The organism is Methylococcus sp. ANG (genome assembly GCF_040730495.1).
In the GTDB taxonomy this organism is placed as follows: domain Bacteria; phylum Pseudomonadota; class Gammaproteobacteria; order Methylococcales; family Methylococcaceae; genus Methylococcus.
In genome coordinates this window covers 811191-836752 of sequence record NZ_CP160399.1, presented here as the reverse complement: position 1 = coordinate 836752, position 25562 = coordinate 811191, and the positions used below count along the sequence as shown (strand labels likewise).

General features: G+C 64.6%; 20 protein-coding genes, 1 pseudogene and 1 CRISPR repeat array. All 21 genes and pseudogenes read right to left on the bottom strand.

The annotated features are described in order from the left end of the window. Positions 1-86 precede the first annotated feature (86 nt). The 21 genes and pseudogenes from ABZN20_RS03920 to nuoE all read right to left on the bottom strand — a co-directional run bounded on the left by ABZN20_RS03920 (position 87) and on the right by nuoE (position 25560). Positions 87-1778 (bottom strand): RAMP superfamily CRISPR-associated protein, encoded by a 1692-nt coding sequence (locus ABZN20_RS03920; RefSeq protein WP_367026811.1) that lies wholly within the window; start codon positions 1776-1778, stop codon positions 87-89. Continuing rightward, the gene (csm4, locus tag ABZN20_RS03915) at positions 1775-2743 is read right to left on the bottom strand and encodes a type III-A CRISPR-associated RAMP protein Csm4 (protein ID WP_367026810.1); all 969 of its coding nucleotides are present in this window, start codon (positions 2741-2743) and stop codon (positions 1775-1777) included. Before csm4 ends, ABZN20_RS03920 begins: the two co-directional genes overlap by 4 nt. A 50-nt stretch (positions 2744-2793) precedes the next feature. Continuing rightward, positions 2794-3519, bottom strand: coding sequence for a type III-A CRISPR-associated RAMP protein Csm3 (csm3, locus tag ABZN20_RS03910; RefSeq protein ID WP_367026809.1), 726 nt, complete (start codon positions 3517-3519; stop codon positions 2794-2796). 53 nt (positions 3520-3572) lie between these two features. Beyond that, positions 3573-4116 (bottom strand): annotated as a pseudogene (locus tag ABZN20_RS03905) (REP-associated tyrosine transposase). A 58-nt stretch (positions 4117-4174) separates the two neighbouring features. Continuing rightward, complete coding sequence (gene csm2 / locus ABZN20_RS03900) at positions 4175-4642, bottom strand: type III-A CRISPR-associated protein Csm2 (protein ID WP_367026807.1); 468 nt, start codon at positions 4640-4642, stop codon at positions 4175-4177. A gap of 9 nt (positions 4643-4651) precedes the next feature. Then, on the bottom strand, positions 4652-7399 hold the full coding sequence (gene cas10, locus ABZN20_RS03895) for a type III-A CRISPR-associated protein Cas10/Csm1 (protein ID WP_367026806.1): 2748 nt from the start codon (positions 7397-7399) through the stop codon (positions 4652-4654). 147 nt (positions 7400-7546) lie between these two features. Further along, a CRISPR array of direct repeats spans positions 7547-9264; the repeat unit is 36 nt; unit sequence GTCTTAATCCCTTCTTCATCAGGTCTCGATTACTAC. Positions 9265-9476: 212 nt separating this feature from the next. Beyond that, positions 9477-9899: a hypothetical protein gene (locus tag ABZN20_RS03890; RefSeq protein ID WP_367026805.1), complete on the bottom strand. Its 423-nt coding sequence runs from the start codon at positions 9897-9899 to the stop codon at positions 9477-9479. An 8-nt stretch (positions 9900-9907) separates the two neighbouring features. Beyond that, a complete protein-coding gene (locus ABZN20_RS03885; protein ID WP_367026804.1) occupies positions 9908-10438 on the bottom strand; it encodes a hypothetical protein in 531 nt (176 codons plus the stop codon). A 10-nt stretch (positions 10439-10448) separates the two neighbouring features. Continuing rightward, on the bottom strand, positions 10449-10853 hold the full coding sequence (locus tag ABZN20_RS03880) for a hypothetical protein (protein WP_218806841.1): 405 nt from the start codon (positions 10851-10853) through the stop codon (positions 10449-10451). A gap of 152 nt (positions 10854-11005) precedes the next feature. Then, entirely contained in the window at positions 11006-12136 is a 1131-nt protein-coding gene (gene csm6 / locus ABZN20_RS03875) for a CRISPR-associated ring nuclease Csm6 (protein ID WP_218806842.1), read from the bottom strand. Positions 12137-12177: 41 nt separating this feature from the next. After that, a complete protein-coding gene (gene cas6, locus ABZN20_RS03870) occupies positions 12178-13173 on the bottom strand; it encodes a CRISPR system precrRNA processing endoribonuclease RAMP protein Cas6 (protein WP_218806843.1) in 996 nt (331 codons plus the stop codon). A gap of 484 nt (positions 13174-13657) precedes the next feature. Beyond that, on the bottom strand, positions 13658-15112 hold the full coding sequence (locus tag ABZN20_RS03865; protein ID WP_367026803.1) for an NADH-quinone oxidoreductase subunit N: 1455 nt from the start codon (positions 15110-15112) through the stop codon (positions 13658-13660). Between the two features lies 1 nt (position 15113). Further along, complete coding sequence (gene nuoM, locus ABZN20_RS03860; protein WP_367026802.1) at positions 15114-16589, bottom strand: NADH-quinone oxidoreductase subunit M; 1476 nt, start codon at positions 16587-16589, stop codon at positions 15114-15116. Further along, positions 16586-18427: an NADH-quinone oxidoreductase subunit L gene (gene nuoL / locus ABZN20_RS03855; RefSeq protein WP_367026801.1), complete on the bottom strand. Its 1842-nt coding sequence runs from the start codon at positions 18425-18427 to the stop codon at positions 16586-16588. Before nuoL ends, nuoM begins: the two co-directional genes overlap by 4 nt. A gap of 8 nt (positions 18428-18435) precedes the next feature. Next, entirely contained in the window at positions 18436-18744 is a 309-nt protein-coding gene (gene nuoK / locus ABZN20_RS03850; protein WP_367026800.1) for an NADH-quinone oxidoreductase subunit NuoK, read from the bottom strand. A gap of 11 nt (positions 18745-18755) precedes the next feature. Then, positions 18756-19250, bottom strand: a complete 495-nt coding sequence (gene nuoJ / locus ABZN20_RS03845; RefSeq protein WP_367026799.1) for an NADH-quinone oxidoreductase subunit J — start codon at positions 19248-19250, stop codon at positions 18756-18758. A 22-nt stretch (positions 19251-19272) separates the two neighbouring features. Beyond that, entirely contained in the window at positions 19273-19788 is a 516-nt protein-coding gene (gene nuoI / locus ABZN20_RS03840; RefSeq protein WP_218806849.1) for an NADH-quinone oxidoreductase subunit NuoI, read from the bottom strand. Between the two features lie 13 nt (positions 19789-19801). Next, a complete protein-coding gene (nuoH, locus tag ABZN20_RS03835; RefSeq protein ID WP_218806850.1) occupies positions 19802-20752 on the bottom strand; it encodes an NADH-quinone oxidoreductase subunit NuoH in 951 nt (316 codons plus the stop codon). Continuing rightward, positions 20749-23811 (bottom strand): NADH-quinone oxidoreductase subunit NuoG, encoded by a 3063-nt coding sequence (gene nuoG, locus ABZN20_RS03830; RefSeq protein ID WP_367026798.1) that lies wholly within the window; start codon positions 23809-23811, stop codon positions 20749-20751. The genes nuoH and nuoG overlap by 4 nt, the downstream gene beginning before the upstream one ends. Then, positions 23804-25087: an NADH-quinone oxidoreductase subunit NuoF gene (gene nuoF, locus ABZN20_RS03825; RefSeq protein ID WP_218806852.1), complete on the bottom strand. Its 1284-nt coding sequence runs from the start codon at positions 25085-25087 to the stop codon at positions 23804-23806. Before nuoF ends, nuoG begins: the two co-directional genes overlap by 8 nt. Beyond that, on the bottom strand, positions 25087-25560 hold the full coding sequence (gene nuoE, locus ABZN20_RS03820; RefSeq protein WP_218806853.1) for an NADH-quinone oxidoreductase subunit NuoE: 474 nt from the start codon (positions 25558-25560) through the stop codon (positions 25087-25089). The genes nuoF and nuoE overlap by 1 nt, the downstream gene beginning before the upstream one ends. Between the last annotated feature and the right edge of the window lie 2 nt (positions 25561-25562).

The following is a 25562-nucleotide window of genomic DNA, read 5'->3' as shown; positions in this document are numbered from 1 at the left end:
GCAAGGACTCCTGAGCCCAACCGGGCGGTTTGGGAATGACGAGAACCTCGGTTTGCATCCTTCGCTGCCCTCCTTCGGGCCGTTGGCTAACTTTCCAGCGCTTCCAGGCCGGAGCGGAACTCCGCCTTGCGTTCCTTTTTCGAGGGCCATTCGGTCCAGTCCTTGATGGTTTCGCGTAGCAGGGCGGCGGCGGCCCGGCGCCCTTCGGGGTCGCTCCAGCCGAGGGCGGTTTGCAGCAAGGCGCGGCGCTTTTCGTCGAATTGGCTGCCCGGCTGATAGCGGCCCTTCTGTTTTTGTTCGAGGTAATAGACGCGGAATTCCTCGACGGCGCGCAGTTCCGGTCCCATCGCCTGCAAACGCGCCTGGTGCTCCGCTTGTTCGCGCTCGGCTTGGGCCAGCCGCTCGGCTTCCTGGCGGGCTTTTTCCTGTTCCTCTCGGCGTCGCGCCTCGGCCTCGGCGCGGTCCTGCGCCGCCTGGGCGTTGCGCTCTCGCAGCCGGTCCGCCAGATGGCGCGCCTCAAGCAGCCGCTCGTCACACAAGGCCTTCAGCTCCGGCCAATCGGTTTCAGGAGCATCCACCGGCCCGATCTCCACCAACAGCCAGCCGAACGGCAGCAGGTCGGCGTTCTGATCCTTGGTTTCGGCTGCGAGCCAGAGGGTTTTGGCGGCGTCCGCCTCATCGGGTTGTTGACCCTTGCCTTTCAATATCTTGATCTTTCGGGTACCGGACACCGTGATCGATTCCGCCCCGCTGTGGCGTCCCACCCGCAGCACGAAGGCCTGACCGGCCTCGAGCCTATCCTGAGACTGTTTCAGCGTGTTCTGAATGGTTTCGCACCAGTGTTGATCGGCGAAGCCGCGTTCTTTCAGCAGCTTGGTTTCCCCGGCCAGCACTGGGAGATAAAAGCGGTTGCAGGCCGTGGCCAATGCTTCCATCGAATACCGAAACTCCCGCGCGGGCAGTTGTTCTTGCCGGGGTAAACCGTCGAGCCGTTGCAGGTTGAGTTGCCCGGAAAACGCCCGGTAGCGCCAGGGCGATACGCATTCCAGGATCTGATACAAATTCTCGCCCATGGCCTTGCGCAACTGGCCTTTTTCGTCCTTGACCGGCGTTTTCTTGCGGTTCACGGCCAGATGCACCGCGGTAGCCGTGAGTCCGGAAGACTCCCGCCAGGCCAAATCCGACAGATGCACCAGACGCAGCGGATCGAGTTCCAGGCTTTGCCGTCCGGTTTTCGGATCGCGGTAACCCAGCAAGCGGCCCTGGAACTCGTGCAACCCCTTGCGCTCCGTCGCCCGGGCGCCGCCATTGATCTTGTCCAGCAATGCCGTCCGTATCGCGCCTTTCAGTGAGGAGCCGAACAGCACCGGTGCCCGGCTGATCGGATTGAAGGCGGTGCGGTCGATTTCCAGGCGGTTCAAAACTTGTCCGCCGTCGCCTTCCTGGTTGGCGGCCTGGCCCACCCGGCTTGCGTACATTCGGGCCACCTGGGGCAGAACCGGTACGCAGTGGCGGGACCACGGCATCAGCCTATTTCGGCGAGCGTGGAAAAAGCGCTGCACGGCCTTGATCATGTCCGGGTTCGGTTTGCCGCTGACGATGGACAGCAGCTCCTTCCGATCCTGGGCCGGCAACGCCGCCATCACCGCGCCCGTGTCGAACTCGTGCAGCAGATCGTCCTCGATCACGTAGTTGGTCGGCTCGTAGGATTCGCCGCTGCCGATGTGGATGGGTGACAGCGGCGTGATGTGCAGCCGGTAGCTGGTGAATGCCTTCATGCGGCCTCCCTTCGCGGCAGTTGAATTGCGAACACCGGCGCATAACCCTGGTGGACGGTGTCGTGTACGGCCCGGGACAAGGTACGGGCGCCGCCCAAACCTTGACCGACGAATGGCGCTTGGCTATCGCCGGAGCTTGGGCCACCGGCCCGCGGGGTCAGAACCGCCCCGCGCTGAGCCAGCAGCACCGGGGTTTTGAACGGGTGCCCCTGATGCACGCCGACATCGCCATGCCGTCCGAAACGAGTGAACAGCCGGTAAAAGCTGCGGTCGGCGTCCCAGTCCAAGCCCTGCGGCGCGCACGGCGCCAGCGTCAGCCAGGCATCGGCGGCGGCCGGCTCGGGCCAAGTGAACGGCGCCAGATCTTCAACCCGGAACTTGCCCAAGCCGATGCTGGCGTCGCGGCCAAAACCAAACGTGCCGATGTCGTCGAACAGCGTGGTCAGTTCTGGGCGGGTCAGGCGGGTTTCGTCCAACACCGCATAGACATCGAGTTCGGCGCCCGCGCCGTACCAGAGCTGGCTCTGGGTATAGGGTGCGAACTGGCCTTCCCCGGTCGTGCCGGTCTGGCGGTGGATGCTGTTATGCGGCTGGGAATGTTCCGAGGCGATCGCGCCGGCAATCTCGCCCGGCTTCTTGCAATGCCGGCCCCATTCGGCGGCCGGAGCCGTCGCCCGATCCAGCGGCATCCAGACCTGCTTCTTGGCTGTCTTGCGGTCACATTCCGGGTCGTGCTCAAACCAATGTCCGGGCAGGGCGGGGCGGGGCAGATAGCCAGCCGGCAAGGCATCGGAAATAACCGCGAACGGCCGGTTTTCGGTATAACCCGTCAGCAGCGTCTCCAGTCGTTCTACGCCGAAACGGTTGCGCACCGCCCAGCACAGTTGGCCGAACAGCATGTCTCCGAGCGGCTCCGACCCGAAGGCGGAGAGGGGGCGAATCATGAGGCGGTAAAGCTGATACATGCACAAAAGTCCGAAAACTCACGAATCATCGAAAATGCTCTCGGCCTTCCTCAAGCCGCCGCGCTGAAGCGGATTTTTCCGAGTTCCGGAAGCTTGTCTTCCCCTTCCAGCTCGAGCCGGGTGAATTTCAGCTTGCCGTAGCCGCGCGAGCCGGACCCGCCCAAGCCGGTCAGTTCCAGCAGCTTCAGGCCTTTCCATACGGTGGGCCAAAGATCGGCGTCGCTGGCGTGGACCCGCACGGTTAGATTGAATTCGAAGCGCGCCCCGGCCGGCACCCGTTCGGTGTTGCGCGGGTGTTCGGCCACGCCACGGATGCGGTCGATCATGTTTTCCGACTTGTTCTCGGTCAGCAGCAGATTGCGGCCGTTCATTTCCTCGATCCAGCCTGGTTCCAGCGCGCAATCCCAGAAGGCCAGCCGGGCCGGGCCGATCTCTTTCACCAGATCGCCGTCGTGGTTGCCGCCTTCCGGCGCGCCGCCGAACAAACGCAGCAGATTCTTGGCCGCCTCGTGCTGGGGCGGGTCGATCTTGCCGATGTGTTTGAAGCCCAGCGGAGCGCCGTCGGTGACGCCGACCACCCCCAGTTCCCATTCCAGCAGGCTGCGGATCTTGCCCTTGAGGCTGGAGCCGGGAATATAGGGGTGCTGGGTCAGCGGATGCTTGATCACCGGATTGTCCGTACCGCCGATGTGCATTTCGGTGTTGCCGGAACCGATGTGTAGGCCCGAGACCAGTTCGAGGGTGCCGGTGAGTTTTTGGATGGCGATCAGCTTCATGGGTTATGTCTCCTTGTTCAGTGGTTGTAGGATGCGGTGAGGAACGAACCGCATCATTCCCGTCGTTCCCCGGCCTCGATATTGCCCAAATCGATGCTGCTGCCCCAGTTCGCCGGGTACATTCCCCGGCGCATACGGTTGTGTAAACTGGAATACGGCCAATCTTTCACGCATTCCACCCAACCATGTTTTACGGGATTCCAATGGATGTAATCGATATGCCGCTGGTAATCCCCATCGTCGCGAATGAAATGCTCCCAGAAACGGCGTTGCCACAAACCTTTTTTGGCCCCGTTTGGCGCGGCTTGCGGAAATTCGCTCGCCTTTATCGATATGGCGAGCGAAATAGCTTTTGATCAGTCCCCAGCGGGTCGAAAAATCGCTATCGCCGGCCGGTAGCGTCCAAATGCAATGCAGATGATCGGGCAGAACCACAACGGCATCGATACGAAAAGTATGTTTGGCTCTCACCGTCAAGAAAGCTTCCCGTAATACCTCGATCCGCTCGACCAATAACCGATTGCCTTCCCGTTCGGCAAGGTTGACCGTGAAAAACCAGGTCGCTCCAGGGACGTAAAAACGGCGGTAGTCGGTCACGTGGGCGGCGGTGCGTTCGACGATGCGGTTCGTTCCTCACGGCATCCTAAGGGTTGTTTCAGTCCTGCCTTTCCTGTTTGTAAAAGCCCATGAAGGCTTCCCAGAACAGCTTGCAGGTGCCGAGCGTCGCGGGGTCGGTCACTTGGGCCAAAGTATCGTGCAACAGCTTCACGAAGCTGGAGTCAACAAGTTTGCGACCCTCGGCGTAAGCCGCCTTGGCGTTGATCATGCGGATGAACGGCAGGCATTCAGCGAACTTGGCGGCCCGCTGTTCGGTGGACGCCTGGTTCACCCGGGTTTCCCACAACACCAGCTCATCGTAAAAGCGGCGCAACTGGGTCGATTTGTTGCGGTTCCCGCCGGCCCGAGCGACCGCCTGCGCCATGTTTTTCGCGGTGCCGTTGAACAGTTCGGCATCCACCGGCGCCAGGCGGACGGTGCTGGTGTCCAGGGCCGGTGCCTGGAACCGTTCCTCGTGGCCTCTCCGCGGCCCTTGATTCCGCTGTTGCCCGTGATATTCAGCCATCTGTGCTCCTCAATCCCGTTGCTGATACAAATAGGTAAACAGGGCGATTTTGTAGGCCGCCCCGAACTGCCCGATGCCCTTATGGGCGATCTCCGCGGCCAATTCGCCTTGCAGCGCGCGCCGTTTGCGCTCGGTGGCCTCGCGGTCCTCGCCGCCCTTGACGCGCGATTCCAGCATCCGGCGGGTGCGGTAAGCGAAATAGGCATGCCACAGCGCATTCTCCGGGCGCTGGCTCACCGCCTCCGCCATCTCGGTCAGATGCAGCAAGCCGTAAACATAGCCGGTCGACAGCCCGAATTCGGCGGCCAGCCGTTCCAGTTCCGCCTCTTGGGCCAGAATGGCGTCGAAATCGGACCAGCTCGCCGCGTGGCCGAAACAGGTCACGGCGTTCTTGACCGGCGCGGTGTTCGGCCCCCCAGGCGAATACGCCTTGGCCGTCTCCAGCCCCTCTTCGGCCAGCGCCGCCAACTGGCGGATTGGCAAACCCGGCTTGGTCATCGACAAGCCGGCGGAGAAATGAATATCGGGATTGCCCGCGACGTAGCGATTGAACGCTTTGCGCATGCGCCCGGCCAGGCGCAGCGTGGAGTGCCAGGGCCCGATCAGGAAGAAGTCGTCGCCGCCGGCGAACACGGTGTAGGTGTTGCGGTAACGGGGCACGCCGCCGTCCTCCCCGTGCGCGCACAGCCAAGGCAGGTAGATGGCGAAAAAGGCATTCATCTGCCGCGACAGCGCCGCCATGCGGGCGAAGGTCGGCCGTTCCAGCCCGCTTTCGAAGATCCGTCCCAGATTGTCGACGTCCCCCTTTAGCGTCATCAGCGCTTCCTGGCCGTACCAGTGGCCGGCTTCGTCCGGCTTCCGGTCGTCCCGCGCGATGTGGTTCAGGGTCTTGATCTCCTCCGCGACGGGCGAATCCAGGCCGGTGTAACGGCTTCGCTCGAAGTCATTCAACTCGCCGAAGCGCGGCACGTAGGCGTTGATGTTGCGGCGCGCATAGCCGTTCCACAACGGCGCATCGGCGGATTCGGGCAGCGAGAAATCCCAGCAGCGGCGCAAATAGCCGGTTTTCGCTTCGCGCCCGAACAGGCCGGTGTCCGCCTCGCCGTGGGAGAAATTCACGTAATAGCCGAAGATCGGCAGGCCCAGCGTGTGATGGTTCAAGCGCTCGGTGCTGATCAACACCCGCTGCTGGGTGGCGAGCCAGTGCCCGGTTCGGATCTGGTCCGCCGCCAGCGCGCTGACCGCGATGCCGCCTTCCTCCTCCGTGGCCGGAGAGCGTCCATCGATGCCGCAAACCCCTTGCGCGGTGAAGGCATCGAGAAAATCCCGGAACAGCGGCTCGGCCGGCGCCGCGCCACACAGCCCAAAACGCCTCAGCTTGGTTTCCTCCAGTTGCTCGAACAGCCGCTGGGTCAGCCGGCGGAACGGGCTGACCTCGTCCGCCTGGCCGGTCTGGAAGTCCAGCGCCCGTGCCGGCAGCATCGCCAACCCGATGCCGGACTGGCCGTAGCTGTGGCTCAGGAACCAGTCATCGAATTCCGCTTGCACCGCCGTGACCGTGGCGCGCGCCTCCGCCGTGTTTGGCGCCACGATCAGGAACTTGCCCGCCGCGTTCACCACCTGGCTGGTCGGCGGCAAGCCCAGCGCTTCGAGCAATCGCAGCGCCGCCAGTTCGCTCAGCAGCGACACATAGAAGGAGCGTCCCCGCAGCAGCTTGGCCGCGCGTTTTTGGGTTTCGCCGCCGCTGGCGAAGATGAAGTCCTGGATGCCGAAGAAATCGCCCTGGATCAGCAGGAACTTCTCCTCCTCCCAAGCCTGCCGGCTGTCGGCGCCGTCGGCCCGCAAACGGTCCCATTGCGCCCGCAACTGCTCGCGGACCGCTCCCGGCGCGTCGCCGCGATCGTCATGGAAGCGCCACAGCGCCACCGCCAGCGCCGCCGTGGTCTTGGAATGGTCGTACAGCGACACGTCCGGCCGCACCGAACCGCCCAGACCGGCGGTGGCGGAAGGAATGGCATGGGTGAAGGTGAGCCACAGCCCGTCGAAATGATCCAGCCACAGCGCCAGATTGCGCCGGTGCTCTGCCGGAATCCGCGCCAGCCCCGCCCGGAATTCCTTCCACAGCGCCGCGTATTCCGCCTGCGCCGCCTTGCTGTCCGCCGATTCACAGCGTTCCGCCAAGACCGGGAAGATCGACGCCGGCGACAGCGGCTTCAGCGGATAGCGCCAGCGGCTGGAACCATCCCGCTTGTGCAACTGGATGTGCTCGAACAGCGTCCATTGGCGGGTCGTGTAATGGTTCAGCTTCAGCGCGGGCGCCTCGTCGGTGGCCTCGTTGTAGTTGGCGAAGCTCTCGCGCTCGAAGCCGGAAGCCAGCCGGTCCGCCGTCGCGATGATCCATTGCAAAAAGCTGTCCGGGCGATGGTGACGCGCCGCCGCGTTGATGAGGGAATCGTCGGCATCGCGTTCGCGCCAGGGCGCGAACGGCGTCATCTGCTTGCCCACCAGGTCCGGCAGGTGCTGCTCCAGCAGGTCGAAGCCAACCGCCGTGTAAGCCGCGTGTATGTGGGTAGCGCGGCCATTGAAAGAAGGGCAGCACAGATGCACCGCGATGTCGCGCCGCCGGTTGCCGTCCGCCAACCGCTCCTCCGCCTCCGGAATGCGGGCGCGTTCCGCGAACTTGCCGAGATCGTGAAGAAAAGCCGCCAGCGCCATCCGGCTGGAAGCGTCGAGCCGTTCCTGAAGGGTCAAAGCCATGCTCCTTATGAATTCGGGGAGAGGTCCGCTGCCCAGGGGCAGCCGTGGCGATCCGAAGTGTAGTGCAAGCCATTGGGCGCTGTCAGGCATCGCAAGCTTGCGTGGCGACGGCCGGGGGTAGCGCCAGCGTTACCCCGACGGTGAAAGGTCTTAATCCCTTCTTCATCAGGTCTCGATTACTACGCGACCAAGCTGACCAAACCGGCTAGTGACTCCAGTCTTAATCCCTTCTTCATCAGGTCTCGATTACTACGGCAGCGGAAAAGGAATCCCGTGCGCGGTTCATGGTCTTAATCCCTTCTTCATCAGGTCTCGATTACTACAACTGGAGAACTGAGATGCGAATTGAAAGAAAGGTCTTAATCCCTTCTTCATCAGGTCTCGATTACTACAGATCATGAGCATCATCAACATCGAAGACATCAACGTCTTAATCCCTTCTTCATCAGGTCTCGATTACTACCGTCACCAAACGTACAAAGCAACGAAAAAAATTCGTCTTAATCCCTTCTTCATCAGGTCTCGATTACTACGTGTTTCCACCGCTACCGGATGCAGAGAAACACTGGTCTTAATCCCTTCTTCATCAGGTCTCGATTACTACCCTCGGAGAAATCCGGGTCCGGATGGACCACCTCCGTCTTAATCCCTTCTTCATCAGGTCTCGATTACTACAGAACGTTGAGATCAAGAGCGTTTCCGGGGATTCGTCTTAATCCCTTCTTCATCAGGTCTCGATTACTACTGGGCAATCGGAATGCCCACGTTGAGCGCTTAGAGTCTTAATCCCTTCTTCATCAGGTCTCGATTACTACGTCGGCTAGAAACTGTGTCCGCCCTGGTGGCGGAGTCTTAATCCCTTCTTCATCAGGTCTCGATTACTACATTATCACCGCGGAGCGCTGGGTAACCGGCGAACGTCTTAATCCCTTCTTCATCAGGTCTCGATTACTACGAATTCGGGCCGACGAGAATGGACTCTCAGCTTAGTCTTAATCCCTTCTTCATCAGGTCTCGATTACTACAAGAAAGCTAGTAAAGGTCGCCACCCTGGGCGGCGTCTTAATCCCTTCTTCATCAGGTCTCGATTACTACAATGTGGTGGCGCATAACCGGAGGAGCAGCATGCGTCTTAATCCCTTCTTCATCAGGTCTCGATTACTACAATACAGCCACAAATACAACCGCAAAGTATTTGGGGTCTTAATCCCTTCTTCATCAGGTCTCGATTACTACGTAATCAATCTCATTCTTCCAAGAGACGGCTTGGGTCTTAATCCCTTCTTCATCAGGTCTCGATTACTACAAACAGGCCGAGCGCAATGGCGGCAATCTGGCCTGTCTTAATCCCTTCTTCATCAGGTCTCGATTACTACTCTTTCATATCTTCAAATCCACATCGATCGACGCCGTCTTAATCCCTTCTTCATCAGGTCTCGATTACTACCGCTGCTTGCCAACAACGGCTCCGGCGCCATCGGGTCTTAATCCCTTCTTCATCAGGTCTCGATTACTACGGATCATCGACATCTACAACAGCACGCCCGTTATCGTCTTAATCCCTTCTTCATCAGGTCTCGATTACTACGGAGGATGCCATGCTTGTTGAGATAATTTATGGAGTCTTAATCCCTTCTTCATCAGGTCTCGATTACTACCATGGAGGATGCCATGATTATGTTCCAAAATTGTCTTAATCCCTTCTTCATCAGGTCTCGATTACTACATGGACGGATGATGAGGGCCGCGCTGAGGAGATTGTCTTAATCCCTTCTTCATCAGGTCTCGATTACTACCCGCAAGTTTCTGACCGTACGGAAGGTCTCCGGGTCTTAATCCCTTCTTCATCAGGTCTCGATTACTACTGCTTCGTCTTTTTTCTCCTTGCCACTCAATGGCTTGCAAAGGGGGTTGAAGAAAAATCGCCGGCTCCAAAAGCTGACTCTCCCAAGGCGTGTGCCAACCGGCACCAACAAGGGGTTCGCTGGCGCCGGTCTTGGGTAGTTAAGCATCCGGGCTGGCGTCGGGCAAGCCCCTGCCCAAGCCCTTCGGCGCCGCTCACGGCACGCCTCGGAACTCAGTCGACGTCGTGCGCCGTGAGGAACATGGCTTTTTGCAGGGCGGCGAAGAACTGCTGGTAGGGTTCCGGGTCGGTGACGGGGGTGGTGTTGTACTGGGCGTTGGCCCGCACCACCATTTGCTTGTCGCCGCGTGGATGTACGGTGACGGTCATCTTGAGCTGGTAGCCGGACAGTTTGGTGCCGCTGACCACGCCGACGGTCAGGTCGGCCTTGTCGATGACGAACTGGAGGTCTTGCAGGGTGGCGATGACGCTGCGTAGGGTCTTTTCCTTGTCGGGGGTGTCGAAGGCTTTGGTCTGGATCTGGCGCAGGGCAAGCTGGCTCTGGTCGCTGTCGAGCAGGTGCTCGCGGGTACTTTTGCAGGCGGCGAGGGCGAGCGCGGCGAGGAGCAGGGCGGTGGCGGTACGGGGTCTGGTCATGACGGGCATCAGATCTGTTGGGCTTCGAGGAAAACGGATTTGGACAGCTTGGCGAAGAATTCCTGGTAGATCTCGGGTTCGAGGATGGGCTCGGCGGCGGTGGCCCTTTCCTGGGTGTCGTACACGATGCGCTGGAAGGTGATGCGCACGGCGGTTTCCTTGCCGTTGGGCTGGGGCCGGGTGACCAGCGAGGCGCGCATGATTTGGTAGCTGTCGGTGGGCATGGGTACCCGGGTGATGAGGGCGAGCAGAACCGCGCCGGCGATCTGGCCCGCCCGGCGGGCGTCGCGGGTTTTTTGGCCGACCAGGATGCCGAGGGGGGCGTTCACTTCCTCGAGGGTGAAGCCCATGTCTTGCAGCAGGGCGGAGGAGGCGCTGAGCAGTTGCGCTTCGTCACGGGTGGCGAACCGGCGGGTTTCCAACTGGCGGACCTGTAGGCTTTCCTGGGAAAGGGCGAGCGCTTCCTTGGGAATTTTGCTGGCGCAGCCGGAGAGTACGGCGAGGCCGAGTAACAGCGGGGGAGCAAGACGGTAATTCATGCCGGATTCTTCAGAAGCTGGATTGATGGTAGGAGAAGTCGCGCACCTTGTGCTGTTCGTCGAACTTGATGGCGATGGTGAGGGTGCGCTGGTTGGTGGAGCGGGCGCCGCTGTTGCCGCTGGCGCCGAGCAGCAGGAGGGTGCCGTAGCTGCTGCTGTTGGAATAGGCGACGTCGGTGGCGATTTTGTCGTACACCCAGACTTCGCGGCGCTGGTCGTCGGTGCTGACGATGTTGGGGGCGCCGAGCGCGGCGATGACGTCGGCGGAACTCATGCCGATGCGGACGCCGCGTTGCACCGTGCCGGCGGTGAGCTTGTCGCCGGGGGCCAGGGCATCCTGTACGTTCTGGCCGTGCCAAGCCGCGCCGCAGGCGGACAGAAGGAGGCCGGCGGCTGCGATCAGTGGTTTTTTCATCAAGCTGAGCTCTCCGGTGGAAGGTCGATGGCGATAGGCCGCGGTTGCGGCGGCCGGCGAGGAGTTTAGGGAGAGGCGGGGGCGGTGTCAGAGCCGGCAAGCTTGCCGCGGCCGGCGGCCGGTCCGGCGGCAAGTTTTTCAGGCCAGCGGCGTCAGTCTTCGATGCGGCCGAAGCGGATGGCTTCCGGCGGGAGGGTGAGGCCGAAGCGCCGGGGGCGGGCGCCGTCGTGGCCGATGAGATAGGGGCCGGCGGTATGGCCGAGCACGTCGTCGATACGGCGGTGCAGCTTGGATTTGGTCTGCTCGAAGAACGCCTTGTCCATGCCTTGGCGGAGCCGCTCATGGGTGCGGTCGCCATCGCCCATGGCGCCGATGATCTTCATGTATTCGGCGAGGTAGGCGCTGGCGTAGCCGGGTTCGGGAACGCCGTCGGGGGGACAGACCAGGGCCGGTGCTTGCGCCAGGCGGCGGCGGGCGAACCAGGCGAGGAAGGCCAACTGAGTCGGTGCGAGGGTGAGGCCGACGCCGCCGGCCTGGATGCTCCGATGTTCCAGATCGATCGTCAATTTCGGCTGGGTCAGGGAGGACTGCGCCGCTTCCACCACCTGCGAGAAACGGGTTCGGCCTTTCAGCAGGGTTTTGGGGAGGCTCCGGCGCAGGCGCACGAAAGGGATGTCGGCCAGTGTGACGGCGGCGGCCTTGGTATCCAACGGGCGGCTGTCGGCGCCCGCGGTGTAGATGATCCGGCTGGTCGGCGTGGGGTAGAAGAAGTCCGGGTGCGACTCGTATGGCGGCATCACCAGCACATGGGAGAGCCGGTCCTGCGGGCGGCCATACAGCGAGAGGGCGTAGCCGGCATAGAATCCCATGGACTTGCGGCCGCCGGCCAGGGAGACGTGGAGCTGGGAGGTATCGTCGGCGGTGAGGTGGCGGATCCAGTCGGTGATGGTGTCGGCGGCGGCGATGTTGTCGCTTTCGGTGCGGATGTCGGTGAGGGTCCTTCCCGCGCCATCCTCGAGGACGTGCAGGCAGGATTCGTCGAAGCGCATGGCCGGCAGCGCGTAATCCCGTCGCAGCCGGTGGAACCAGCCGGGCTCGTCGCTGAGCAGGGTGAGCCGGGCGCGTTCGATGCCTTCGGCGGTGGACAGGAGATGGATTTCGGTCGGCAGGACTTCGTCCCCTCGATGGCGAAGGGCATAGAGGGTTTCAGTGACGACTTGCGGCGTGAGGCCGGTCACCGCAAGCAGAATGCGTCGAGGGTAGCGGAGTTGTGGCGTTTCCATACGGTGCTGCGAAGATGGACACGGGGCGGAAGTATGCGGGATCAGGCGTTCGCGGTGGGCTGCGGCAAGTTTGCCGGGGTTTGCTCGGGCTTGGCGGCACTGGAGTTTGCCGGTATGGCTTCGATCCGGTAGCGCCCCAGCCCCATGCTGGTGGCCTTGCCGGCGTGTGTCCACTGACCCAGCCAGAGGTAGGGCCAGAACGGGGCGAGGCCCCTGCCGTCGAGGACGAAGCTGCCGGTGAGCCCGCCCATCTGCATCGTGGTGTCCTGCCGGGAGGAATAGCGGGTCCAGTCGTGCCAGGCCAGCTCGGCTTCTTTCACGACGAGGTCGCGCGCCCGGGCCATGAGGCCGGCGAAATCGGTTTCCAGCGGGGTGTCGGTGTGGAAATAACTGAGCATGGAGAGGCGCCGCAGCAGCGTGCCGAACAGGTCGGCGAAGCCGAAATCCCTGGGGCCGACCTGGTGCTCTTCCCGGCGCAGGCGCAAGGGGGTTTCCAGTTGGACCCGGCAGCGTTCCGGCGGCGGCGGGATGACGGGGATCGATGCGGGCAGCGGAGTGAGCGGTTGCTCGGCGGCCCAGATCCGGCGGGTGTCGCAGTCGCCGTCGACTTGGTGGATGGCCTGGAGTTCGAGCCGGTTTTCCCGTTTGCCGATGCCTTGCCGTCCCGCCTGCCGGAGGGCATGCACGAGGTAAGGCAACTGGCGTTCGGCTTGGCCGATCAGGGTCAGGCCGAGTCGGAAGATTTGGGGCTCGGGGTTGGGTTGGACGTCGAGCACGAAGGGGTGCGGGGCGGCATCGTACTTCCGCATCTTGCGGGTTCCCGGGGGTGGGGGGGTCTCGAACACGTAGGAATAGACGCAGGCGCGGTAGAGCAGGCATTGCTTGCAGGGGGTGCCGCGGACGACGCAGACCGCGCGCTTGAGCGCATGGCCGAGGGCGCCGCGCCAGGCCGAGCCGGGATAGTCGGGCAGGCGGACCGGCAGCTCAGAGGAGAATTCGAATCGGTAGTGGGCGAGAGGGAGACCAGGCCAGGTCATTGTGGGGATGGCAGTGTTGTTGTCGTCGCGCCGATCATAACATTCCGATTCTCGAACGCTGCCCGTCGGCAAGCTTGCCGATGCTTCATCCCGGAAAAAGCGGTTGGGTGAGTCTTGAGCGGCCCGAAACCCGACTTCCCCGTGGCTACGTCCTCACTTCTGCCCCGGTGGGAGAGGAGTTCTGCTTCCTTCTCCCTCGGGGGAAGGGCCGGGGATGAGGGCTGGCGGCCTTTCGGAATTTACTAAGAATCAAGAAAGGAACGCCATACACCCAGCCTGGCAAACCGAGAGACATCCCCGATGAGGAAACCACCGACTGGAGAGCCGTGTGCGGGAAAACCGCTCGCGCGGTTCGGAGGGCGGGGAGGCGAAAGCCTTCCCGACCCCTATCATCATCCAGGGCGGCGGGTCGCCATGACCGTTAGGGCGATGCAGCGAGTGGGGCGGAACCGTCTTGTCGGGCTCCGCCTGGTGCGGTGAGCCGCTACGGGTTGTCGGCGGTGGTGGTGGGCGGTTGTGGCACGTTGGCGGCGGCATCGATCAAAGGCTGCGGAAACAAGCCGGCCGCGAGGACGAGCAGCGCCGCGGCGGCCAAGGCGGTTCCGGCCGCCGGATGCAGCGCGAGCCGCTGCCCGGCGACCGCCGGCTGGATCATGGCCAGCACGACCCGGAGGTAATAGTAGATGCCGATGCCGCTGCCGACGACGACGGTGGCGACCAGCGGCCAGGTCTCCGCCTGCACGCCGGCGGCGAAGACGTAGAACTTGCCGACGAAGCCGACCGTGAGCGGGATTCCCGCCAGAGACAGCAGGGAGAGCGTCAGTATCGCGGCGAGCCAGGGCGAGCGCCAGAACAGGCCGGCGTAGTCGCTGAGGCGGTCGGATTCGTGGGCGTCGTCGGAAATGGCCGAGATGGCGCCGAAGGCCGCCAGGCTGGTGAGCGTGTAGGCGGCGAGGTAGAAGGCGATCGTTTCCGCCTGCAGGTCCCGCCGCAGCAGCCCCGCGGCGACGAATCCCACCAGCAGGTAGCCCATGTGGGCGATCGAAGAGTAGGCGAGCAGGCGTTTCAGGCTGTCCTGCAGCAGCGCCAGGAGATTGCCGGCCAGGATGGACACGACGGCCAGGAGGCCGAGCACGCAGAGAAAGGTTTCCGAGCGCTCGGCATGAACGGTGGTGAAAAACCTGAGCAGCAAGGCGAACACGGACGCCTTCGACACGGTCGCCAGGAAGGCGGTGACCGGCGCGGGCGCGCCCTGGTAGACGTCCGGCGTCCACAGGTGGAACGGCACCAGCGACAGCTTGAAGCCGATCGCGGCCAGGATCAGGAACATGCCGGCGAGAGCGAGCGGTTTTTGTTCCAGCTCCGCGCCGCTCGCGCCGATCTGTTCGAACGAGAGTACGCCCAGGTCGCCGTAGACCAGCGCCATGCCGAACATGAGGAAAGAAGAGGCGAGTCCCGACAGCATCAGGTATTTGATGCCCGCCTCCAGCGGGCGGGAGGCCCGGACGCTGTAGGCGATCATCGGGAACAGGGAGATCGTCAGCACCTCCAGGCCGAGGAAGAACATGGCGAGATGGGCGCTGGATACCAGCAGCAGTGCCCCCAGGGTCGAGGTGAGGAGCAGCACGAAGATTTCTTCGTTCTCGTTCTCGCGCCGGCGGAAATAGGCCAGGCACAGGAGGGCGACGGCGAGCGCGGCGAGAAGGAAAAGCGCATGGAAGAACAGTCCGTAGGCGTCGACCAGCAGCAGGCCGGTGACGCGGGCCGGCGCGACCGACAGCGCGCAGGGCAGGGTGGACAGCGTGGCCAGCAGGCCGCCGACCGTCAGCCAGAAAACGAGGCGGAAGCTCCGCCGGATCGCGATGGCGAGCATCACGGCGACGGCGGCCGCCGACAGTACGATGAAGGGGAGCAGGGCGGTGAAAGCGTCGGCGGTCACGTCAGGTTCCTCGCTGAGCCAGGGTCCGGGTCAGTCCGTTTACCGTGGCATCGGTGTAGGCCAGCATCGATTGGGGATGGAGCCCCATCCAGGCAGTCGCGGCGACCAGGAACAGCATCACCCCCATTTCGCGCAGGCCGAAGTCCCGGACTTCGCGGGGCGAGGCCGGCCCGTGGAACGCTCGCTGCATCACGTATAGCGCATAGACCGGCGCCAGGATCAGGCCGAGGGCGGCGAATGCGGTGATGACGGTATCGACGCGGAAACTCCCCAGCAGCACCAGGAATTCGCCGACGAAATTGCCCAGCCCGGGCATGCCCAGCGCGGCGACCGAGAAAAACAGGGTGATCGCGCCGATGCGGGGCGCCAGTGTCCACAAGCCGCCCATCTTGTCCATGTCGCGGGTGTGCAGCCGCTCCTGCAAGGCGCCGGCGACCATGAACAGCGCCGCCGCGCTGACGCCGTGGGCGAGCATGGTCATCACCGCGCCCTGCAGCGCCGCGGCGTTGCCGGCGAAGACGCCGAGCAGCACGAAGCCCATGTGGCTGACGCTGGTATAGGCGATGAGGCGCTTGAGGTCGGTCTGGGCGAAGGCGAGCTTGGCGGCGTAGAGGATGCTGACCGCGCCCAGCGCCATGGCGACGGGTGCGAAATCCTGCGCGGCGCCGGGGAACAGCGGCACCACGAAGCGCAGCAGGCCGTAGGCGCCGGTCTTGAGCAGCACCCCGGCCAGGATCACGCTGCCGCCGGTCGGCGCCTGGGTATGGGCGTCCGGCAGCCAGGTGTGGAAGGGAACCGCCGGCAGCTTGACCGTGAAGGCGACGAAGAAGCCGAGCATGATCCAGCGGGCCGCGCCCGGATACAGATCGGCCTCGAGCAGCTCGAAATAATCGAAGCTGAGCGTCCGCGTCGTCTGGTAGTGCAGGAACACCAGGCCGAGGATCGCGATCAGCATCAAGAGTCCGCTGACCTGGGTGAAGATGAAGAACTTCATGGCCGCATAGGCCCGGTTCTCGTGCCCCCAGATGCCGATCAGGAGATACATCGGGATCAGCATGACTTCCCAGAAGAAGAAGAACAGGAACAGGTCGAGGGCGAGGAACACCCCGATGACCCCCGCCAGCGTCCACAGCAGGTTGAAATGGAAGAAACCGCAACGTTCGCGGATCTCGCTCCAGGAGCAGAGCACCGCGGCGAAGCCGAGGAACACCGTCAGCGCGATGAGCAGCAGGCTGAGTCCGTCGAGGGCCAGATGGAAGCGGATGCCGAAGCGCGGAATCCAGGCCCAGTCGGTCTGCGCCAGCCAGGCGGCTTCGGGCGCGGCGCCGGTCTCCGCGAACAGGGTCAGGACCAGCACGGCGTCGACGGCCAAGGCGGCCAGCGCCAGCCAGCGCGGGGCGTCGTCCCGCCAGCGCCCGGCGGGGAGCGACAGCAGCCCGCCAATGAGGGGAACCAGGATCAGCCAGAGCAGGATCATACCCACACCCCCACGGCCAGGATCAAGGCGGCGCCGAACAGCATGCCGGCGGCGTAGCGCCGGAGCTGCCCGGTCTGGGTGGGCGCCAGCAGGCGGTGGCCGAGGCGGGTAAGGGCGACGATGCCCTGATACGGCCGGTCGACGGCATCGCCTTTGTTCAGCCTGGCGAGCGCGACGAAGGGAAAGACGAACAGCCGGTCGTAAAGCCAGTCCATGCCCCATCCGCTGAACCACAGGCGGCGCAATGCCTCTCCTCCGGGGAGCTTCAGCAGGGCCTCGGCGGAAGCGGTTCCGGTGCGGTAGACGAGATAGCCGATCGCGACGCCGAGGAAGGGCGCCGCCGTGGTCAAGAGGCCGATCGGGCCGCCGGCTTCCTCGGTTCCGGCCTCAGGCAGCGCCGGGAACAGCGGCAGCTTGGCCAGTCCCCCGGCCAGGGAAAGAATGGCGAGGATGACCAGCGGCACACCGATGTTCGAGCCGTAGTGCGGGCGGGCTGGCGTCCGTTCCGTGCCGAAAAAGGCGACCAGGAGCAGCCGGGTGCTGTAGATGCCGGTGAGGATCGCGCCCGCCGTGCCCGCGGCCCACAGCAACGGCCCGGCGTTGCCCGATCCGTAGGCGCCGAGCAGGATTTCGTGCTTGCTGTAATAGCCCGAAGTGAACGGCAGGGCGACCAGGGCCGCCAGGCCGACGACGAAGGTCCAGAACACCAGCGGCAGGCTGCGCCGCAGGCCCCCCATCCTGAAGATGTCCTGTTCGTGGTGCAGCGAGAGGATGACGGCGCCGGCGCCGAGGAACAGCAGGGCCTTGAAGAAGGCGTGGGTGGTCAGGTGGAAGATCGCCGCGGACCAGGCGCCCACGCCGAGCGCCAGGAACATGTAGCCGATCTGGCTGATGGTGGAATAGGCCAGGACGCGCTTGATATCGGTCTGGGTCAGGGCGCTGAAACCGGACATCAGCAGGGTGATCGCGCCCACGACCGCGACCAGGGCCTGCACGTCGGGAGCGAGGGTGAACAGCACATGGGTGCGGGCGATCAGGTAGACGCCGGCGGTCACCATGGTGGCGGCGTGGATCAGTGCGCTGATCGGCGTGGGGCCGGCCATGGCGTCCGGCAGCCAGACCTGCAGCGGCAACTGGGCCGACTTGCCGACCGCGCCGCCGAGCAGCAGCAGGGCCGTGGCGACAGCCAGGGTCGAGCCCGCCGGCCATTGGGCGCTCGCCCTGGCCATGGCCTCCTGGATGTCGAGGGTGCCGAGCTGGCTGAACAGCAGGAACAGCCCCAGCGCCATGGCGGTGTCCCCGACGCGGGTCACGACGAAGGCCTTGCGGGCCGCGTATCCGTTCTCGGGTTTCTCGTACCAGAAGCCGATCAGAAGGTAGCTGCACAGCCCCACGCCTTCCCAGCCGAGATAGAGCAGCGGCAGGTTGTCCGCCAGCACCAGGATCAGCATGGCGAAGACGAACAGGTTCATGTAGGCGAAGAAGCGGGCCATGCCGGGGTCGTCGGCCATGTAGCCGGCGGAATAGACGTGGATCAGGAAACCGACCCCGGTGACCACCAGCAGCATGTTGAGCGACAGGGCATCGAGGTAGAAGGCGAAGTCGACGCCGAAGTCGCCCGCCGCCATCCAGTGCCACAGCGTCTGCCGGAACACCCGGGCTTCCGGCGCCAGGGCCAGAAGCTCGAACGCCAGGGCTGCCGCCAGGGCCGCCGAGAGTCCGACCGAGCCGGCGCCGATCCAGGGGACGCAGGCCCTGGGCAGCCGGCCTTCGCTCCCGGTGAGGATCAGGAAGCCCGCCAGAGGAATGAAGGGAACCAGCCACAACAGATTCAGCATGACGACTCCTAACCTTGCATTTCGCTCAGGCGATCCGCGTCCAGCGTTTTGTAACGCCGGTAGATCTGCAGCACCAGCCCCAGGCCGACGCCGACCTCGGCGGCGGCCAGGGTCAGGATCAACAGGAACATGACCTGGCCGTCGGGCTGGCCCCAGCGTGAGCCGGCGGCGATGAAGGCCATTCCCGCCGCGTTCAGCATGATCTCCACCGACATCAGCATCACGATCAGGTTGCGGCGGATCAGCAGGGCGACGAGGCCCAGCACGAACAGGACCGAGGCCAGGAGCAGCGTGTGTTCGAACGGAATCGGCGCCATCGCTTCAGCTCCTAGGACTTGAGGGGACGGCCGAGGTGATAGGCGCCGACCAGCCCCGCCAGCAGCAGCATGGAGGCCGTTTCGACCGCCAGCAGGTAGGGGCCGAACAGGGCGATGCCGAGCGTCTTGGACTCGACGATCCGGCCCGCCTCGTGGGCGCCGGAGCGCGTCAGGGTGACCAGCAGTTCCGCGAACAGGATGGCACAGAGCGCGGCCGGACCGTGCCAGATGCTGGGACACAGCCATTGCTTCTCCCGCTCGATCGTCTTGCTGCCGAGATTGAGCATCATCACCACGAAGACGAACAGCACGATGATCGCTCCGGCGTAGATGATCACCTCCAGCACCGCCGCGAAAAAAGCCCCCAGCAGGTAGAAGATGAAGCCCGAGGCCAGGAGCGAGACGATGAGGTAGAGCAAGGCATGCACGGTGTTGCACTGGATCACCACCATGAAGGTGGCGGCGACGGCGACCAGGGCGGAGAGGTAGAAGAGGGTCAGTTCCATGTCGGTGCCTGTGGGGTTGCGGTCAGGGCAGGAGGCTTCGGACGTCGATCGGGGGGGCTTCGTTTTCCGCCTGCCCCTTGTCCTTGCCGCCGATCGCCTTGCCCGCCACCCGGTAGAAGCTGTAGCCCGGATATTTGCCGGTGCCCTGGATCAGCAGGTGCTCCTTTTCGTACACGAGGTTGCGGCGGTCGTATTCGCACAACTCGAAATCGGGGGTGAGCTGGATCGCGTAGGTCGGGCAGGCTTCCTCGCACAGTCCGCAGAGGATGCAGCGCGAGAAATTGATGCGGAAGAACTCCGGATACCAGCGGCCGTCGACGTCCTCGGTCTTCTGCAGCGCGATGCAATCCACCGGACACACCGCCGCGCAGAGGTTGCAGGCGACGCAGCGCTCCTCGCCGTCGGGGTCGCGGGTGAGCACGATGCGGCCGCGGTAGCGCGGATAGAGCTTGGGCCGCTGTTCGGGGTACTGAACCGTGTCCGCCCGGGTGAAGGTGTGCTTGAGCACGATCCAGAGGGTGCGCAGTTGGCTGATCATCTCGCTTCCTCCCTCACGGCACCGACAGGCCGACGGCCCCGGTGACGACGATATTGACCAGCGTCAGCGGCAGCATCACCTTCCAGCCGAAACTCATGAGCTGGTCGTAGCGCGGACGGGCCAGCGCCGCCCGCAGCAGGATGAAGAACATGATGAAGACCAGGGTCTTGAGGATGAACCACGCCAAGGGCGGCAGGAAGGCCGGCCCTAGCCAGCCGCCGAAGAAAAGCGTCACCAGGATGGCCGAGTTCAGGGTGATGCCTAAATATTCCCCGACGAAGAACATGCCGAACTTCATGCCGGAGTATTCGGTGTGGAAGCCGCCGGTGATTTCCTGTTCGGCTTCCGGCAGGTCGAAGGGCGCGCGATGGCATTCCGCCACGGCCGCCACCAGGAAGGCGAGGAAGCCGGCGAACTGCGGCAGCACGTACCAGCAGTCCTTCTGCGCCTCGACGATCTCCCGCAGGTTGAAGCTGCCGGACAACATCACCACGCCCATGGCGGCCAGGCCCATGAACACCTCGTAGCTGATGCTCTGGGCGGCGGCGCGCAGGCTCCCGAGCAGGGAGTATTTGTTGTTCGAGGCATAGCCGGCCAGCACCTGGCTGTAGACCGCCAGCGAAGACAGCGCGAAGAAATACAGCAGGCCGAAGTTGAAGTCGATGACGCCCACGCCCGGCGCGAACGGCACCACCACGAAGCCGAGCAGCATGGTCACCATGACGATGGCCGGCGCGATGACGAACACCGGTTTGTCGGCGAAAGGCGGAATCCAGTCTTCCTTGAAGAAGATCTTGACCATGTCCGCCACCACTTGCCCCAGCCCCAGCGGGCCGACCCGGTTGGGCCCGAGCCGGTCCTGCCAGATCCCGATCAGGCGGCGCTCCACCCAGATCAGCCAGGCCGCGACGACCACGACCGAGAGCAGGATGCCGACGACGACATAGGGCGATCCGACGGTCATGGCGTATCTTCTCCGGGCTTGTTCGGCGTCCATGGCCGCGAGGCGGTTTCCAGGAAAGGCAGGTCGGGCAGGCCTGCCGGCACGCCGGCGATGCCGGCCGCGAGGCCGGGGAGGAGCTTCACCGGCAGCCAGATGTCCGAGGCAAGCTGGACTTCTTCGCCCTCGGCGAGAGCAAGGCGTTCGGCGTCCTCGGGGCTGAGGGCCAGATAGGGATGCGGCGCCCGCTCGGCGACCGCGGCAGACTGCATGCTGGTCTCGTCGCTGCCGAAGATGTGGGGTATCGGTACCAGCCGCAGGGCGTCTGGGGGCGAGGTGCCGGCCTCGGGCGGCGCGAACCACTGAAGGCCGGTTCCGCCGCCCTCGCCGATCAGGCGGATGCCGGGATCGCCGCCGCGCAAATGGCCGCCGGCTTCGTCCTGGAATTTCCCGACCGACTGGTTCGAATTCCAGCCCGGCGCCCAGACGAAGGGATTCAGGGCGGGCGGATGGTCCTGCCCGGCGCCTTCCATGGAAAAGGCCAGGGCCGAATCCGTATCCTCCGGCTGTTTCGGCTCGTGGATACGGACGTCGGCCAGCATGGCGGTGCGCCCGCTGTACCGGTGCGGCTGGCGCGGGATTTTCTGGCCCGCGATGCGGAAGGCCGCTCCCGGCGCGCAACCGGTAATTTCCCGGAACACCGGCAGCGATTCGGCCAGCGCATGGGTGAGATCGTCGATGTGGGTCCAGGGCCCGAGCCAGCGCCAGGCGTCGCGGCTGTCGCCGGTGGGCTGCATCGCAGAGAAGAAACGCTGGGCGCGGCCTTCGCTGCTGACCAGCGTGCCTTCGGTCTCGGCGAAGCTTGCGGCCGGCAGGGCGAGGTGAGCGCGCCCGGCGGTCTCGTGCAGGGTATGGTCGATCACGATCACCTGTCTGGCGCGGTCGAGCAGGGCGTCGATGGCGGTCCTGTCCGCCCGCCGGTAGAGATCGTTTTCCAGGATGAGCAGCGTGTCGGCCTCGCCTCGTTCGATCGCTTGAACGGCAGCCGCAAGCGAGAAAGGTAGGGGCGTAACGGCTAGCTCACCCTCTCCCTCTGGGAGAGAGGGATGTGCGCCATGCGCACCGGATCGTTCCCCGGCACCTGCAGATAGGGTGGATAAGCCTAGCGCATCCACCTCCGCGCTGACTCGAAGAGCAGCGGAGCTGACTCGAAGAGCGGCGGAGCCGACTCGAAGAGCAGCGGAGCTGAATTCGGCGGATGCGCCGCGGCTTGTCCCCCCTACGATCCCGATAGGTTCCTGGGTAGGGCCGGGGTGAGGGAAATCGCCCTCCATGCCCATCAGCGCCAGCCCCAGGCTGTTGCATTCCGGCACGGCGAAATGCGCACCCGTGGGTCGGCCCTGCCGTTTCGCCGCCAGCGCGGCGGCGATCTGCCCCGCCGCCCGCAGCACGTCCTCGCTCAGGCAGCCGGTGCCGGACACGATCAGGGGCCGTTCGGCGCCTGCCAGCGCGTCGGCGATCTCCGCGGCCAGCGCCTCGTGTTCGGGCGTCAGGCCTGAGACGGCCGGCGCCTCGGGGCAGATGCCGTGCGCGACGGCGAAACCCAGCCGGGCGATGGCGTCGGGGCCGGCGCGGCAGATCCGCGCGGCGACCTCGTCCAGCCGGGTCGGCGCCGGACTGGCGACGAACAGCGGGCTTTTTTCGGCCTGGGCCGCTTCGCGCACGGCGGCGTCCTGCCAGCGCGGGATGCCCAGCCCCTCGGCGATGGCCAAAGCGCGGTTGCGCACCGCCTGGCGCAGCGCCAGCGCCAGCCGCGGCGCGGTCTGGGTCGGGTCTTCGCCCAGCACCAGCACCGCATCGGCCCGTTCGGCCTCGCGCAGGGACACGAGATGCACCGGGAAATCCCGGACGATACCGAGCAGGCTGCGCAGGCATCCGTATTCGGCGTCGCCGATGCCGGCATGGAAACGCTCCGCACCGACCCGTTCCCGCAAGGCGAAATTGGCCTCGAGGCTGGCGCGGGGCGATCCGATGCCGATGATCCCCTGAGCGTCCCGGATCGCGGCGGTGAATCGGTTTGCGGCGGTGTTCACATCGAGCGGACCTTCCTCGGCCGACCGGGCCTGACGGAGGCGCGCCGGGCCGTTGACGAAGCCGTAGCCGAAACGCCCGCGGTCGCACAGGAAATAGCCGTTGATCTCGCCGTGATAGCGGTTGACGATCCGCCGCAGGCTGCCGTAGCGCTCGCCGGGGCTGGTGTTGCAGCCGATCCCGCAGTGGACGCAGATCGAGGGCGCGGTCTGCAGATCCCATTTGCGGCTGTAATGCCGGCTGAAGGTCTTGTCGGTGAACACCCCGGTGGGGCAGACCTCGACCAGGTTGCCGCTGAATTCGTTCTCCAGCGCCCCGTCCTCATGGCGGCCGAAATAGACGTGGTTGTGCGAGGCGAACACCTGCAAGTCGTCGCCGCCGCAATAGTCCTGGTAATAGCGGACGCAGCGGTAGCAGGCGATGCAGCGGTTCATCTCGTGGTTGATGAACGGCCCCAGGTCCTGGTTGCGGTGGGTGCGCTTGAGGCCGCGGTACTGGCGGAAGGTATGGCCGGTCATCACGGTCATGTCCTGCAGATGGCATTCGCCGCCTTCCTCGCACACCGGGCAGTCGTGCGGGTGGTTGGTCATCAGCAGTTCCAGGATGCCGGCGCGGAAATTCTTGGCATTGTCGCCTTGCAGAGATATCCGCATGCCTTCGGCCACCGGCGTCATGCAGGCCATCACCAGCCGACCTTGGCTGTCGTCGGCGTTCTGGTACTGGATCACGGCGCACTGGCGGCAGGCGCCCACCGAGCCCATGGCCGGGTGCCAGCAGAAATAGGGCAGGTCCAGGCCCAGCGAGAGTATCGCCTGCAGCAGGTTTTCCCCCGCCTTGACCGGATAGCTCTTGCCGTCGATTTCGATGTGCGGACCCGCCTTCGGCTGTCCAAAATCGTTCCTTACGATTTTGTGCGGACTCCTTCCCTGGAGTCCGTCCTCCGGACCCGCCTTCGGCTGTCCAAAATCGTTCCTTACGATTTTGTCAGGCATACACGCCTCCGCTGATGCTCTGCGGCTGGAGATAGCGCTCGAAATCGGCGCGGAAGTATTTGAGGGCGCTCTGCAGCGGCTCCATCGCGCCGGGGGCGAGGGCGCAGAAGGTGTTGCCCGGGCCGAGTAGGCCGCACAAGCGCTCCAAAGTCTCGAGATCCTCCGGCCGGCCGCGCCCCGCGATCAGTCCTTCGAGCAGGCCGACGGTCCACGGCAGACCGTCCCGGCAGGGCGTGCACCAGCCGCAGGATTCCTGGGCGAAGAACCGCTCGAGATTGAGCACCATCCGCACCGGGCAGGTCCGGTCGTCCAGCAGGATCATCGTGCCGGTGCCGAGCCGGCTGCCGGCCTTGCCGATCGAGCCGTAGTCCATGGGGACGTCCAGGTGCTCCGGCAGCAGGAAGTCGGTGGATGCGCCGCCCGGCATGTAGCCCTTGAGCCGCAAGCCTTCCCGCATGCCGCCGGCGTGTTCCTCGATGATCTCGCGCGCCGTCGTGCCCATCGGCAGCTCCCAGGCGCCGGGGCGTTTGACCCGGCCGCTCACGCCGTAGATCTTGGTGCCCGGCTCGCCGGTCCGGCTGAGGCCTTTGTACCACTCCACCCCGTTGCGGAGGATGTGCGGCAGGTTGCACAGGGTCTCGACGTTGTTGACGATGGTGGGCTTGCCGAACAGGCCGGAAACCTGCGGAAAGGGCGGCTTGGCGCGGGGATTGGCGCGCTTGCCTTCCAGCGAGTTGAGCAGGGCGGTTTCCTCGCCGCAGATGTAGCGCCCGGCGCTGGTGTGCAGGCGGAGGTCCAGGCTGAACTCCGAGCCGAGAATGTTCTCGCCGAGCAGCTTGTGTGCTTCGGCTTCGGCGATCGCCCGCCGCAGCCGGTCCGCTGCCAGCCGGTATTCGCCGCGGAGGAAGACGTAGGCGATGTTCGCCTGGATGGCGTAAGACGCGATGGCGACACCTTCGATCAGTTGGTGCGGATCGCCTTCCAGCAGCAACCGGTCCTTGAACGCGCCGGGCTCCATTTCGTCGCCGTTGACCACCAGGTATTTGGTTTTGGGCGCGTCCTCGCCCATCGGCACGAAACTCCATTTCAGGCCGGTCGGGAAGCCGGCGCCGCCCCGGCCGCGCAGCCCCGAGTCCTTGACCCTTTGCTGAACCTCCAGCGGGGCGAGTTCGGCGAGAACTTTTTTCAATCCCTCGTAGCCGCCGTTGGCCCGGTATTCGGCCAGGCTGGCGGCGGAGCCGTCGGGCTTGATGTTGCGGGTAAGCGGCTTGTCCATCAGGGCGCTCCGGTTTCGCCGAGAATGTCGTCCAGCTTGGCCGGATCGACGTTGAAATGGGTTTCCTCGCCGATCATCACCACCGGCGCCCGGTCGCAGGCCCCCAGGCAGACGATGGGCAGCAGGGTGTATTCGCCGTCGCCGGTGGTTTCACCCAGCCCGATGCCGAGCTTGTCGCTCAAATGGCGGCGGTTGTCCTCCGCGCCCAGCATCCAGCAGCTCACGCTGTCGCAGTAGTGGATCACGCGCCTGCCGACCGGACGGCGGTAGATCAGGTTGTAGAAGGTGGCGACGCTGTCCAGGTCCGCCGGCGACATCCCCAGCAGCTCGGCGACCTCCTTCAGCAGCTCGTCGGAAATCCAGCCGTGGCCCTGCTGGGCGATGTTGAGCGCCTCGATCGCGGCCGCGGAAGGGCAGGGGAAGTGCCCGGCTTCCTGGCGGATGGCTTGGATTTCGTCGGGGGTGAGGATCACGG

What these genes read in the sequence shown, in the direction of transcription:
- ABZN20_RS03920 (WP_367026811.1), bottom strand. Translation starts at nt 1,778, where the DNA reads ATGAAGGCATTCACCAGCTACCGGCTGCACATCACGCCGCTGTCACCC.
- csm4 (WP_367026810.1), bottom strand. Translation starts at nt 2,743, where the DNA reads ATGTATCAGCTTTACCGCCTCATGATTCGCCCCCTCTCCGCCTTCGGG.
- csm3 (WP_367026809.1), bottom strand. Translation starts at nt 3,519, where the DNA reads ATGAAGCTGATCGCCATCCAAAAACTCACCGGCACCCTCGAACTGGTC.
- csm2 (WP_367026807.1), bottom strand. Translation starts at nt 4,642, where the DNA reads ATGGCTGAATATCACGGGCAACAGCGGAATCAAGGGCCGCGGAGAGGC.
- cas10 (WP_367026806.1), bottom strand. Translation starts at nt 7,399, where the DNA reads ATGGCTTTGACCCTTCAGGAACGGCTCGACGCTTCCAGCCGGATGGCG.
- ABZN20_RS03890 (WP_367026805.1), bottom strand. Translation starts at nt 9,899, where the DNA reads ATGACCAGACCCCGTACCGCCACCGCCCTGCTCCTCGCCGCGCTCGCC.
- ABZN20_RS03885 (WP_367026804.1), bottom strand. Translation starts at nt 10,438, where the DNA reads ATGAATTACCGTCTTGCTCCCCCGCTGTTACTCGGCCTCGCCGTACTC.
- ABZN20_RS03880 (WP_218806841.1), bottom strand. Translation starts at nt 10,853, where the DNA reads ATGAAAAAACCACTGATCGCAGCCGCCGGCCTCCTTCTGTCCGCCTGC.
- csm6 (WP_218806842.1), bottom strand. Translation starts at nt 12,136, where the DNA reads ATGGAAACGCCACAACTCCGCTACCCTCGACGCATTCTGCTTGCGGTG.
- cas6 (WP_218806843.1), bottom strand. Translation starts at nt 13,173, where the DNA reads ATGACCTGGCCTGGTCTCCCTCTCGCCCACTACCGATTCGAATTCTCC.
- nuoM (WP_367026802.1), bottom strand. Translation starts at nt 16,589, where the DNA reads ATGATCCTGCTCTGGCTGATCCTGGTTCCCCTCATTGGCGGGCTGCTG.
- nuoL (WP_367026801.1), bottom strand. Translation starts at nt 18,427, where the DNA reads ATGCTGAATCTGTTGTGGCTGGTTCCCTTCATTCCTCTGGCGGGCTTC.
- nuoK (WP_367026800.1), bottom strand. Translation starts at nt 18,744, where the DNA reads ATGGCGCCGATTCCGTTCGAACACACGCTGCTCCTGGCCTCGGTCCTG.
- nuoJ (WP_367026799.1), bottom strand. Translation starts at nt 19,250, where the DNA reads ATGGAACTGACCCTCTTCTACCTCTCCGCCCTGGTCGCCGTCGCCGCC.
- nuoI (WP_218806849.1), bottom strand. Translation starts at nt 19,788, where the DNA reads ATGATCAGCCAACTGCGCACCCTCTGGATCGTGCTCAAGCACACCTTC.
- nuoH (WP_218806850.1), bottom strand. Translation starts at nt 20,752, where the DNA reads ATGACCGTCGGATCGCCCTATGTCGTCGTCGGCATCCTGCTCTCGGTC.
- nuoG (WP_367026798.1), bottom strand. Translation starts at nt 23,811, where the DNA reads ATGCCTGACAAAATCGTAAGGAACGATTTTGGACAGCCGAAGGCGGGT.
- nuoF (WP_218806852.1), bottom strand. Translation starts at nt 25,087, where the DNA reads ATGGACAAGCCGCTTACCCGCAACATCAAGCCCGACGGCTCCGCCGCC.